The sequence below is a fragment of the Rhodococcus artemisiae genome, assembly GCF_036327795.1.
Taxonomy (GTDB): Bacteria; Actinomycetota; Actinomycetes; order Mycobacteriales; family Mycobacteriaceae; genus Rhodococcus; species Rhodococcus artemisiae.
In genome coordinates this window covers 176,913-188,699 of sequence record NZ_JAUTXY010000017.1, presented here as the reverse complement: position 1 = coordinate 188,699, position 11,787 = coordinate 176,913, and the positions used below count along the sequence as shown (strand labels likewise).

12 protein-coding genes, 1 tRNA gene and 1 rRNA gene are annotated in these 11,787 nt (G+C 65.8%); 7 read left to right on the top strand and 7 right to left on the bottom strand.

Annotated elements, in window-relative coordinates; translation table 11 throughout:
- Window positions 1–99: ribosomal RNA gene (gene rrf, locus Q7514_RS28175) — 5S ribosomal RNA — on the top strand; the annotation flags it as partial.
- A gap of 153 nt (window positions 100–252) precedes the next feature.
- Here the strand turns inward: rrf and Q7514_RS28170 are convergent.
- Window positions 253–1,437 carry a GIY-YIG nuclease family protein gene (locus Q7514_RS28170; protein WP_330136551.1) on the bottom strand — a complete coding sequence of 395 codons (1,185 nt, stop codon included), beginning with the start codon at window positions 1,435–1,437 and terminating at the stop codon, window positions 253–255.
- Window positions 1,438–1,717: 280 nt separating this feature from the next.
- Between Q7514_RS28170 and Q7514_RS28165 the strand changes: the two genes are divergently transcribed.
- On the top strand, window positions 1,718–2,329 hold the full coding sequence (locus Q7514_RS28165) for a putative glycolipid-binding domain-containing protein (RefSeq protein WP_132475032.1): 612 nt from the start codon (window positions 1,718–1,720) through the stop codon (window positions 2,327–2,329).
- On the opposite strand, the gene Q7514_RS28160 is transcribed toward Q7514_RS28165, so the two are convergent.
- Together Q7514_RS28160 and Q7514_RS28155 are read right to left on the bottom strand one after the other, a co-directional pair.
- Window positions 2,326–3,669, bottom strand: a complete 1,344-nt coding sequence (locus Q7514_RS28160) for an amidase (RefSeq protein ID WP_330136550.1) — start codon at window positions 3,667–3,669, stop codon at window positions 2,326–2,328. The two genes, Q7514_RS28165 and Q7514_RS28160, sit on opposite strands and share 4 nt — an antisense overlap.
- On the bottom strand, window positions 3,660–4,619 hold the full coding sequence (locus Q7514_RS28155; RefSeq protein ID WP_408016204.1) for a prephenate dehydrogenase: 960 nt from the start codon (window positions 4,617–4,619) through the stop codon (window positions 3,660–3,662). Before Q7514_RS28155 ends, Q7514_RS28160 begins: the two co-directional genes overlap by 10 nt.
- A 48-nt stretch (window positions 4,620–4,667) precedes the next feature.
- Here Q7514_RS28155 and Q7514_RS28150 point away from each other — a divergent pair, with 48 nt between their 5' ends.
- From Q7514_RS28150 to Q7514_RS28140, 3 genes are all read left to right on the top strand, one after another.
- On the top strand, window positions 4,668–5,204 hold the full coding sequence (locus Q7514_RS28150; RefSeq protein WP_330136548.1) for a tRNA adenosine deaminase-associated protein: 537 nt from the start codon (window positions 4,668–4,670) through the stop codon (window positions 5,202–5,204).
- 18 nt (window positions 5,205–5,222) lie between these two features.
- A complete protein-coding gene (locus Q7514_RS28145; protein WP_330136566.1) occupies window positions 5,223–5,699 on the top strand; it encodes a nucleoside deaminase in 477 nt (158 codons plus the stop codon).
- Between the two features lie 46 nt (window positions 5,700–5,745).
- Window positions 5,746–5,836: transfer RNA gene (locus Q7514_RS28140), tRNA-Ser, on the top strand.
- 143 nt (window positions 5,837–5,979) lie between these two features.
- Here Q7514_RS28140 and Q7514_RS28135 read toward each other — a convergent pair.
- Both Q7514_RS28135 and Q7514_RS28130 read right to left on the bottom strand, forming a co-directional pair.
- Window positions 5,980–6,606, bottom strand: coding sequence for a maleylpyruvate isomerase family mycothiol-dependent enzyme (locus tag Q7514_RS28135; protein ID WP_330136547.1), 627 nt, complete (start codon window positions 6,604–6,606; stop codon window positions 5,980–5,982).
- Between the two features lie 91 nt (window positions 6,607–6,697).
- Window positions 6,698–7,237, bottom strand: a complete 540-nt coding sequence (locus Q7514_RS28130) for a TetR/AcrR family transcriptional regulator (protein WP_330136546.1) — start codon at window positions 7,235–7,237, stop codon at window positions 6,698–6,700.
- Window positions 7,238–7,413: 176 nt separating this feature from the next.
- On the opposite strand from Q7514_RS28130, the gene Q7514_RS28125 reads away from it, so the two are divergent.
- A complete protein-coding gene (locus Q7514_RS28125; protein WP_330136565.1) occupies window positions 7,414–8,871 on the top strand; it encodes an MFS transporter in 1,458 nt (485 codons plus the stop codon).
- Here the strand turns inward: Q7514_RS28125 and Q7514_RS28120 are convergent.
- A complete protein-coding gene (locus Q7514_RS28120) occupies window positions 8,863–10,017 on the bottom strand; it encodes a hypothetical protein (protein ID WP_330136545.1) in 1,155 nt (384 codons plus the stop codon). The genes Q7514_RS28125 and Q7514_RS28120 overlap by 9 nt on opposite strands.
- Window positions 10,017–10,952, bottom strand: coding sequence for a metal-dependent hydrolase (locus tag Q7514_RS28115; RefSeq protein WP_330136544.1), 936 nt, complete (start codon window positions 10,950–10,952; stop codon window positions 10,017–10,019). The genes Q7514_RS28120 and Q7514_RS28115 overlap by 1 nt, the downstream gene beginning before the upstream one ends.
- A 179-nt stretch (window positions 10,953–11,131) precedes the next feature.
- Between Q7514_RS28115 and Q7514_RS28110 the strand changes: the two genes are divergently transcribed.
- The gene (locus Q7514_RS28110; RefSeq protein WP_330136543.1) at window positions 11,132–11,743 is read left to right on the top strand and encodes a TetR/AcrR family transcriptional regulator; all 612 of its coding nucleotides are present in this window, start codon (window positions 11,132–11,134) and stop codon (window positions 11,741–11,743) included.
- Window positions 11,744–11,787: the final 44 nt, after the last annotated feature.

The window sequence follows — 11,787 nt, the reverse complement described above, 5'->3', positions numbered from 1 at the left end:
GGGGAAACGCCCGGTCCCATTCCGAACCCGGAAGCTAAGCCTGTCTGCGCCGATGGTACTGCACTCGTCAGGGTGTGGGAGAGTAGGACGCCGCCGAACACCCGTTGCGTTTGGGGCTCACACTTTTGTGTGGGCCCCAAACGCGTTTTCTGTGCCTGTAATTATGGGCGATCCTGTAATTGTGGGAATGAAGTGGGGGGCGGGGCCGGGAATTATCCCGGCCCCGCCCCCATTTCTTTTTGTCGATTCTGTCTACGACCGGGGTGCTTTCGGTCGCGGCGCCGGCTTCGAAACCGGATGGCCACCGGGCTTCGGAAGCGCACGTGTGAGTCGTGGGGCCCAGCCACTTGTCGGCCAGCGCTTGAGTCCCAGACGATCCGGGGTCAGACGCGTATTGACGAAGGCCTTTTCGAGTTCGGGGTCCGCTTCTCCACGGAACCGGTAGAGGATTGTGCCGCCGTTTTCCTCGGTGCGGGCACCTGCTTCCCACCCCGTGGCGCGATACACGCCGCGCACGATGTTGTCGGCAACCACGATGATCGGTAGTCCGTCGATTCCCCTGGCTGCCGTCCCGGCCGGCCAGGGGCGTGATGCAAGTTCGCGCACGGCCTCAGTCGAGGCCTTCTTCGCTTCGTTGATACGCAGAACCACGCACGGTGTGGGCGGTGCGGGCGCGGCCTGCGCTGAGTACTGACGCACGATCTCCGAGATCGGTACTGCGGTGCGGTCGGCTTCCGACTCCTCGTTGGTACCGGCCAGGTTCGTCAGTACCGGTTCGCCGCGATGCGGTTCGAGCAGTCCGAGCGAGCTTATGACTGCCTGCGCGACCTCGCCGGCCGTGTGCTCGGGATCCTTCGCGGGGTGCAGCGCGTCGGCGATGATGAAGTGTTCGACGGCGTAGCCGGAGGCGTACACCGCCTTGATGCGACGGATTGCAGCCTCGGTCTCGGGCGTCGCGACGGGCGCCTTCTCCTTCGCCTCCTCGAGCTTGTGAGTCTCGCCGAGCGCAGTCCAGGTGAGGGTGAAGATGCGATTGGCTCGACCGGTTCCGACGTAGAGGATGCTGCGATCACGGGAGTCCACGATCGCGTAGACATACGCGCCGAGCTGATCGATCACGTTCTTCTGGAGCGGTCCGGGTGTCGGTGTTCGGTCGTCGACATTGGTGACGATGGCGCGCAGAACCGTCAGGCGGAGAGATACGGGGACTGCACCCGCAGAGCCCCCGAACAGCTCACGGTTCGCGGCGTCGACCGAACCGAATGTGCGTCCGCTGTTGCGTGCCAGTGCGCCCAGCGCGAGCGTGAACTCGGAGAGTCTCTGCCGTGGATCGTCCGCGGTGTCCGGCAGCTCATTGCTGGTCAGGAACATCTGGATCTCTGGAGACTCCAGCAATGTCTGGGCGATGTTCAGAGGAACTGTCCACACGGTGCGCATGAAGCGACTCTAGGCCAATATAGGGCCGAGGAACCGATTCCGCGGCGGCTGCGTCGTACAGTTTTCGATCTTCGTTACGTGACGAGCATCCGGACTGATAGAGAGGGGGTTCGGTGGGTGGGCCGATCGGAAGTGAAGGGGTATCGATGCAGGTAGAGGCGATGCAGCCAGCTCTGCTCACGAGGGTCGGAGCAGCGCTGTGAAACATCTCCGTACCGGAGGGTCTCCAATACCGGCACCGATGCCCCTCGTCGGTGACTTGTCGCATACGGTATAGACCGTGAGCAGCCCAGACTCTGATGCCGTTTCCCCTGCGGCGACCCCAGCGTCCAACTGGCCCGCGCTCCTGACCTGGCGGTCGCTGGATGCGCCCCGGATGGAATCGGTACGTGTGCAGTTGAGCGGCCAGCGCATCAAGGCGACCGGTCGTATCGTCGGAGCCGAGTGCTCCGAGCATCCCGCGTTCAGCGCCTCCTACGATCTCGTGACAGACGAAGACGGAGTCACGCGCCGGTTGTCGGTGCGCACCACGATGGCGGCCGGCGAGCGTCACATGTCGATCAGCCGTTCCGGCGAGGGCATCTGGATGGTCGACAGCGGAACCCACCACCAGCGAGCGTCCTTCGGTGGGGCGCTCGACGTGGACGTGATCCTCAGCCCGTTCTTCAACGCGTTGCCGATCCGGCGCTACCGCTTGCAGGAGGGCGCAGACGAGCTCGAAGTTCCCGTCGTGTACGTCAGTCTGCTGGACCTGACGGTGCAGGAAGCCCTGGTGATCTACAGCAGCGCGGCGGACGGGATCCATGTCCTGTCGCCGGTGTCGTCGTCCTCCGTGACGGTCGACGAAGACGGTTTCGTCGTCACCTACCGTGGGTTGGCCGAACGCATCTAGCTTTCGCCGACACCCTCCACTGCCAGCGCGACCGCGAGCGCCGCGGATTCTGCTGGGTGACTTCCGTGGCCGCCGGTACCGCTGGTGAGTCCGACGATTTGTAGCCCGATGCCGGCGTCACCGGGCGCGGGCACCGAGATCGCAGGTACGCCGAGCACACTGAACGGAATGCACAGTTGCAGCAAGGGTGCTCGCAGCTCTGCCGGGTCGCTACTCAGGGTTGCGGATCGGATGCTCGCGGTGGCGGTGAGCAAGGCATCGAGGTCCTCGGCGCGCCGCAACCGCTCGAGGACGTCATGTCGGAGCTTGTGAGCGGTTCGTAGCGCCCGGAGGTACTCGTGGGCAGGTCGATCCCGCTGTGCCTCGAGGAGTGCCGCAGTGGGCGGCTGGTAGCGGCCGGGGTCGGCCTCGAACGTGTCGCGGTGCGTCTCGTACGCCTCGGATCCGGTGATGATCGGATACACGCCGAGCAGATCGTCGGTTTCGGGCAGTACAACATCGACTACCTCGGCGCCGAGATCTGCGAGGGTTCGGCATGCGAGGTCTGCGGCAGCCTCGAACGCGGTGTCGGCGAGGTCCCAGATTCCGCCGCGGAGCCTGCCGATCCTCAGACCCGACACGGGGGAACGTAGATGCGCCACACCGGGCATCGCACCCCAGGCGAGTGCCGCATCGAGGCTGTCGGTGGTGAGCAGGCCGACGTGGTCGAAGGTCGTGGACAGCGGAAAGACGCCGTCGACGGGGAGTGCGCCGCTGCCCGGCTTGAATCCGGCGATGCCGCACAATGCTGCTGGTGTACGGACGCTGCAGCCGGTGTCGGTGCCCACCGCGACCGGCACGATGCCCTTCGCGACGAGCACCGCGGAACCGGACGACGAGCCGCCGCTGATGAGAGCGGGATCGTGTGGATGAGCAGCCGGACCCGAGGCGTTGACGAGGCCCGTCGGTCCGTACGCGAACTCGTGCAGGTGCGTCTTCGCGACGATGATCGCACCGGCCTCACGCAGCTTCTCGACGATGCGGGCGTCCCGGTCGGCGGCGGGTGCGTCGGCGAACACGTTGCTTCCACAGCGGGTCGGCAGGCCCGCGACGTCGATGTTGTCCTTGATCGCGATCGCGACGCCGTGCAGCGGGCCGATCCAGCTTCCCGCGGCGATCTCGGCGTCGGCGCGCGCAGCGCACTCGAGGGCCGCACCGTCGTCGCGGGCGGCCACGATGTTGGCCCAGGGGGTGCCGTCGAGCGCGTCGAGATCTGCGAGGACCTGGCGAATGTGCTCGGTGGCGGTGAGTTTTCCGGTGGTGAGGGCGGCCGCGGTGTCGCGAAGGTTCGTCACTTCCACACACCTCCTTGTCGTCCGGCAGCCCTGAGGAGTTCGATCCAATTGTCGTCGCCGGGGACGATCCCGGTGATCGGATGGCGTTGGCGCTGTTCGTAGCGGGTGCGGGCGTCGTGGCCGCTGCGTGTGAGGTCGCCGGTGCTGCCGTCTGCGAGTTGCTCGCGTGCTGCCTGCAGGACGTCGATGGCCTCGTCCAGGGCCTCGAGCAGCGCGGTCGCGTTGCCCTCGCACATCGCGTCGACGAGGCCGGGTGCGGTTGCCGCGACGCGCGTGCCGTCCCGGAACGAGCCGGCCGCGAGCCCGAGCGCGAGGTCGCCGCCGCCGGCTCCGGAGAGTGCGAGGGCTTCGGCGAGGATGTGCGGCAGATGGGAGATCCGCGCGACCGCGGAATCGTGTTCGCGGGACTCGGCGGGAACGACGACCGAACCGCAGTCGAGGGCGAGCCGCGCAACGTGCTGCCACACGTCGGGGTCGGTGCCGTCGTCGACGGTGACGACCCACACGGCGTCGCGGAAGAGGTCGGCAGATCCGGCTTCCCACCCCGACTCGGCGGTCCCGGCCATCGGATGTCCGCCGACGAAACGGGCCGACAGGCCATGCGCTGCTACCGCGTCGGCGATCCGGCCTTTCACGCTCACGACATCGGTGAGCGCCACGTTCGGTGCGTGCTCGGCGATCGCCGCCAGAATCGAGTCGACTGCGGGCACCGGCACGGCGAGCACCACCAACGCGCGAGCGTCTTCCGCACGCGCCAGTGTGGCTGCGAGGTCGGTGGACGCGTCGAACCCGTCCGCGACGGCGGCCTCCACCGCGTGTGCCGACCGGTTGTATCCCCAGGCTCGACGACCCGTGGCTGTCGCGGCCCGGAGGACGGATCCGCCGATCAGACCGAGACCGAGTACACAGACGGGGGGCGCGGCGGCAGGTGTGGACACCGCTTCAGATTGGCATATTCACCGGTGGGCTTCATTCGTGGGACCGGGCAGACTACCGTTGCGCGCATGGCTGCACAGCGTGTCGGGGACAAGAGCCCCGCGGTGAGTTCGACAGAGGACTTCGAAGGTTTTGCCGTTGCAGTGACGCGTGAGGACGGACGCTGGAAGTGCCGTGCACTGTCAGCATCGGTATTGACGAGCCTCGACGCGGCGGTGACGGAATTGCGGGAGCTCCGGAGCTCCGGAGCAGTGTTCGGCCTGCTCAATGTGGACGACGAGTTCTTCGTCATCGTGCGCCCAGCACCGGCGGGCACTCAATTGCTGTTGTCGGATGCGACGATGGCCGTGGACTACGACATCGCAGCCGACGTTCTCGAGGCGCTGAACATCGACATCCCGGATATCGATCCCGACGAGCTCGACGATGTGGAGCCGTGGGAAGAAGGTGACGTCGCGATCCTTGCCGACATGGGTCTTCCGGAGCCGGTGCTGACGGTGATCCTGTCCGAGACCGACCTGTATCCCGACGAGCAGATCGACGAGATCGCGCAGCGACTCGGATTCGATGATGTGTTGAGCTCGACGCTCGACAAGATGAACTAGATGGGTCTGCGCGGTGACATGGGGCTGCGCGGGGACGAAGAGCTGATCCGGGTCGCGTTGGAAGCAGCGGCCGGCGCGCCCGCCGGAGACGTCCCGGTGGGTGCGGTGGTTTTCGCGTCGGACGGCACGGAGCTGGCTCGTGCCGCCAACTCGCGTGAGGCCATCGGCGACCCGACCGCTCACGCCGAGGTACTCGCGCTGCGAGCTGCCGCTCAGGTGTACGGAGATGGCTGGAGACTCGAGGGAACGACGCTCGCGGTGACGCTGGAGCCGTGCACGATGTGTGCGGGAGCGCTCGTGCTCGCCCGGGTTTCGCGAGTGGTGTTCGGTGCGTGGGAGCCCAAGACCGGTGCTGTGGGGTCGCTGTGGGATGTCGTGCGCGACCGCCGGCTCACCCATCGACCCCAGGTTCGAGGGGGTGTGCTCGAGGGCGAGTGCGCGGCGGTGCTCGAAGAGTTCTTCCGCGGCCAGCGCATAACCCCGTCCGGGTTGTGACCAGGCGATTTCGACTCAGCGACCCGATCCGGTAAAGTCTTCTAGCGGTGGCGTGTCCGAGCGGCCTAAGGAGCACGCCTCGAAAGCGTGTGACGGGTAACCCCCGTCCGTGGGTTCAAATCCCACCGCCACCGCCAAGAGTGACGCCCCCGAACTTCGGTTCGGGGGCGTCACTCGTTCGTGATGCCTACCGGGGGATGCGCGCGAATGAAAATGGCATCCGCTCGCTGCCGACAATGCGCGGTTGCCCATCCGAAACGCCTTTGCGGGTCCCCCTGCCTTACCCCAGTCGTTCACCGAGTATCTCGGCACCGGGGCCGGACAGTTCTTTCGCGATCCCCCGTCGACCCGCCATGGTCATCAGTACGGCCTCGCCGGGGCCACGCGCTTCGGGGCCTCGTCCGTAGGTCCAGTCGAGGTCGGTGGCGACGAGCCTGACCCCGCGTGCCTTCCAGAACCCGCGGAGCGGGGGAGCTGTGACGGCGAACGGTAGTGCGCAGCGGAGGCGTTCCGGTGGTACCGGGCGCGGGACCCCGAGTGGCCGACGGATGTCCTGGTGGTGGATCAGGGCGTCGACCAGCCCGACGCGGCCACCGAACCGTGCGGTGGCGCCCTGCGGATCGAGGTGTCGTCGCAGAAAGTCGACGAGAGGGTCCGGGCCGAGGTGAGCATATTCGGCGAGGGCCACCTCGTTGAGCTTCCACGGACGGAATCTGGTCTTGGCCACGCGTTTCAGGAGGTCCGGTGTGTCGTGTTCCTCGTAGCTGATCATGTGCGCGACCACGTCTCGCACCGTCCACCCCTGACAGAGGCTCGGCTGCTCCCATTGTCGCGGCGACAGCGTCTCCAGGAAATCGGCGAGGTCGGCGCGTTCGTCGTGGGCCAAGGCCATGACTGACCTGCTCATGTCCACAGGGTACGACCGTGACCGCGAACCGAAAAGGCAGCCGCGCGTCGTCGGCACGGCGAAGCCGATGCGGGTGTGCTTCCGCTGAGGTTCAGCGGCCTTCGATCAGGCGCCCGACCACGTCGAGCAATTCGTCGACGTCCTCGGGTGGGGTATCGCTCGTCTCGCCGGACATCGCCGCGTTGTAATAGAGACCGTCGCCCATGAGCATGATCGCGCGTGCGACGGCGGGATCGCTGATCTCATCGACGAGTACATCCATCCAGCCTCGATGAATTCTCTGGAGTGCAAGGCGGGCGCGGGGGATCGCGTTCTGGCTCAGTCGCGTCGTGGCGATGATCGCGCGGTCGATCGGGGTGCCCGCGTAGACGGACGTGCGGATGTAGTACGCGGCCGGCCCCTCGGGGGCGTCTCGCATGAGGCCGGCATCGGCTGCGGCGAGTCCTTCCACGTGGTCGGCAAGGCCCTCGACGAGGGCGTCCTTGGAAGGGAAGTGGTAGAGCAGGCCGCCCTTCGATACGCCCGCCGCTGCCGCGACTGCGTCGAGCGTGGCGGCGCGTTCACCATGCTCGAGCAGGATTGTCACGAAGGCGTCGAGCAATTTGGCGCGGGCAGCGGGAGGGGGCGGCACGGCCCGATGATACGACGTCCGTTACTTTACCGTCCAGCTGGTACAGTAACGGAGGTTCGATCCCAAACTCTCTCGAAAGCCCGATAACCGTGTCGATCACGCCTGTCTCGCAACCGGACGCGACCACCACCGCTCCGAAGGCCGGCCCACGTGAGTGGGTGGCCCTCGCGGTCCTCATGCTCCCAGTGCTTCTGGTCTCGGTCGACAACACTGTGCTTGCGTTCGCGCTACCCGAGATCTCCGCCGCGCTGCGGCCCAGCGGTGCGCAGCAGCTGTGGATCATCGACATCTACCCGTTGATTCTGGCGGGCCTGCTCGTCTCGATGGGCAGCTTCGGCGACCGCATCGGGCGACGGCGCCTGCTGCTGATCGGCGCAACCGGGTTCGCAGCGGTCTCTGTGATCGCGGCCTATGCGCCGACGGCGGAAGCGCTGATCGCGTCGCGTGCCGCACTGGGGTTCTTCGGTGCAATGCTGATGCCGTCGACACTGTCGTTGCTGCGCAACATCTTCCTCGACGCGGCGCAACGTCGGCTCGCGATTGCGGTGTGGGCATCGTGCTTCGCGGCGGGTGCTGCGCTCGGTCCCATCGTCGGTGGCTTCCTCCTCGAACACGCGTGGTGGGGATCGGTGTTCCTGCTCGCGGTGCCGGTGCTGATCCCGCTGCTCATCCTCGGCCCCATCTTCGTGCCGGAATCCAGGGATCCGGCGCCCGGACGTATCGACGTGGTGAGCATTGCGCTGTCGATGCTCGCGCTCGCACCGCTGGTGTTCGCCATCAAGAATCTCGCCAACGGCAAATCCGTCGTCGCCACGGCTGTGCTCGCCGCTGTCGGGATCGTGTCGCTCGTATCGTTCGTGCGCCGCCAGCTACGTCGGCCCGATCCCATGCTCGACGTGCGGCTGTTCCGGGTGCCCACGTTCAGTGGCGCAGTCCTGGTGAACCTGCTCTCGGTGGTCTCCCTCGTCGGGTTCCTGTTCTTCGTTTCGCAGCATCTTCAGCTGGTGATCGGGCAGAGCCCCATGCAGGCAGGGATGAGCCTGGTCCCTGGGCTGGGTGCGATGGTGGTGGCGGGCCTGACGGTGGTCACACTGGTGCGATGGGTCCGGCCGTCGACGATCATCGTGTCGGCGCTGTTGCTGTCGGCGCTCGGATACGCGCTCGTGTTGATGCTCGCGTCGCCGACGGCCGTGACACCGATCATCGTGGCGTTCGCGGTGCTCGGAGCAGGGATCGGCGCTGCCGAGACGTTGTCGAACGACCTGATCGTCTCGAGCGTGCCGCCGGAGAAGGCGGGTGCGGCGTCGGCGGTGTCCGAGACGGCGTACGAGATGGGCGCTGTGCTGGGAACCGCAGTGCTCGGCTCGATCCTCACGGCCTCCTACGGCGCGAATCTGCGGGTTCCGGCCGGGCTCGATTCGGACGCGGCCGCCGCTGCTCGCGAAACGTTGGGCGGCGCCCACGCCGTTGCCGACGCCTTGCCCGCGGAGCAGGCGACTGCTCTGCTCAGAGCCGCGGGAGAGGCGTTCGACAGCGGCGTGACCATCACGTCGGGAATCGGAATGGTGCTCATGGTGGTCTCCGCGCTGCTGGCGGCGCGGATGCTCACACCTCGCGTGCCCACCTCACGATGACGATGTTTCCCGAACTCCGACGGCCGAGGCATCGGCTGCGGATGCTGCCCGGGGAACCGTGAAGGTCGCGACGACACTCGCGACGGCCACGACGAAGCATGCCGCGACATACCAGAGGCTGCCGATGGGATCGCCGCCCCCGGTAACGCCGTCGACCGCCGAGAAGTAATCGGGCAACGCGGATATCCAGAGGACGGCCAGCACACCGAGGTACACCAGCGAGAACCGCTGGACGAACACGTTCGTGTAGGCCGGAGTGTCGGATTCGCCGCGGCGCAAGCGCGACCACTGGCGACCGAGCACCCATGCCGCAACCACACACAGGACGACGAGTTCGAGTGCGTACATGAATCCGCGCACCGTCGTGCTTCCCATCCCGATAATGGTCGCGGGAAGGGGGAGGACGAACGTACCCACGGAGGCGAGGATGCCGATCACGATTGTGCGCCACACCAATTGGAGTCCGGTGAAACTCTCCCCTCGGTCGATGTGTCGACCGACGAAGAACTGCACACACAGTGCCAGGGACATCGGCCACAGCGCCGCGAACACCACGACGCTCGGCAGCGGGACCGAGTCGAAGAACGGTTGGTTGATCGGGTTCTCGAGCGACCACTCCCACCAGCGCAATTGCGGGCCGAGGTGGTCGAAGATCTCGTAGAAGGCGTGATGGACGAATCCCACACACACTGCGCCGAGGAGTACGCCGTACCTGCGGAACACGCCGAGCATCCGCACGATCTCGAACGACAGTGTCGCGAGCAGGGGATAGATCGCGACGATGTAGAGCGGCAGTCTGCCCCACATGAATTCGACCGTGAACACGTTGTGCGCGAACATCGTGTCGACGTGCTGTTCGATTCCGAACGCGGCCGGGAAGTACAGGGGCGGTTCGATGATGAACAGATATGCGCACGCGCCGAACCACAGCACCAGATTGGTGGGATCACCGTGCCGGCGTAGCCGGAGAACGGCGTACACGAGGGCGAGAACGGCGCCGACGGTGATCGTCAGTTCGAGGACGGGAAGCGTCCAGTTCTCCAACGCCACCGGATTACGGAACTCGAGGAGTCCACCGGCCTCGTCGCAGGAGAAGCCGAGCCTCGTCGCGAGGTCCTCGAAGGTGGGTGAACACAGATCCGACATCAATTGACCCCCGGTGCAGCGGTTTCCGCGGTGTACCACTTCGTGACGTCGTAACCGGCGTCGAAGCGTTCGAACCACACGCCGGCCAGTTCGGGCAGGTCCTCGTGTTCGGGGTTGTGCTTCGGCATCTGGCTGCGGATGATGCCCCGCAGCGCGATGAGCTGCTCCTTGAGTCCGAGGTCGTCGAAGGCACGCGGCATCGGCCCGGCATTCGCGGCCTGCAGGCCCGGAATCAGCTCGAGCAGTTTCTGCTTACGCCGATAGGACGCGAACATCGACAGAGCATCGATCTTGCGGTCTTCGATGGGGACGTGCTTGTTGAATCCCGCACACGCGATCCGGATGACGTCGAGCACGTGCTTGAACACCGAGGCCGCCACACGCATGCGGTAGACGTCGCTGCCGATGACGGAGTCGAAGATGATCAGTGCGGAGCTGCGGTGCTCGACCTCCTCGACGAAATGCCAGATGAACAGGGAAGCGACGCGGTCGTCGCCGGGGCGGAACAGCGACGCGTCGTTGTCGAGCATGAGCTTGAAGACAGGTGTGAAGGTCGCTTCGAGATCCGCGGTGTAGGCCAGGCGGTACTTCAGCGATGTGTCGGCAGTGAGGTTGTCGTAGGCGCCGATCACGTCGTCGAGGGTCTCCTGCAGGCCCGGGTACCTCTTGATCAGGGCACGGACGTGCTGGCGATGCGCGGTGGAGTGTTGCCCCTCCTGGCGCATGAACGCGTCGGCTTCCTCGGCAACCGTGTCGTCGGCGAACTGGGGCTTCGCCTCGGTGATCATCTGGACGATCATCTTCTCGAATCCGACGGCGAGGAAAGAGACGGCGTTGGCCATGCTCGAGAACGCAGGGTTCTCGGGGTTCCACAGGAACGGCACGTCGTAGTCCTCGAACGCGAAACGCATCTTGCGGACGTGCAGGTTTGTCATGTTCGCATACCTCGTTCTCGGGGTTGTCCGATGCAGTCAGTGCAGGTAGGACCCGCAATTGGACTACATCATACGTCTTTGGTCATGTATGTATGATGACTTTCGTGTAGATGTCCTGGCATACCGACTCCCGGATTGGGCTGCGTGATAATCTCGGCCCCTCATTCCAGGAGGCGGGTGTGGCACGTAGGCGAGGGTGGGGTGGGAGTCCGCCCGGGAGCGACGACGAGGCAACTCGGCGCATCGTCGACACCGCGGTCGACCTCATCGCGCAGACCGGTGCGGCGATCAGCATCGCCGAGGTCGCGGAATCGCTGGGCGTGATCCGGCAGACGGTCTACCGGTATTTCCCCAGTGCGGATGCGCTGATGAAGGCTGCGGCCATCGCCTCGGTCGCCGGATTCCTCGATCGCCTGACCGACCACGTCACCGGTATCGTCGACCCCGTCGACGCGACCGTCGAAGCCGTCGTCTTCACCCTCGCGGAAGTGCGCCGCACTCCGCACCTCGGTCTGCTGCTGTCGAGTTCGTACGCGAACGTCCACCCCGAGAACATGACATCCGACGAGGCGCAGGCCTTCGGTATGACGATGATCAGACGGTTCGATGTCGAGTGGGAGAACTACGGGTACGACGACGCGTCACTCGGTGAACTCGTCGAGTACCTCCTGCGTACGATGCAGTCGTTCTTCGTCTCTCCCGGAAATCCACCGCGCAGCGACGACGAGATGCGTAGATATCTGCGTCGGTGGGTCGGCGCCGCGGTCGCAGCGCAAGTTGTCGCTCGATAACTCGGGTACGCGAATTCTCAGAGAATTCTCGGAGCGTAGCTCCC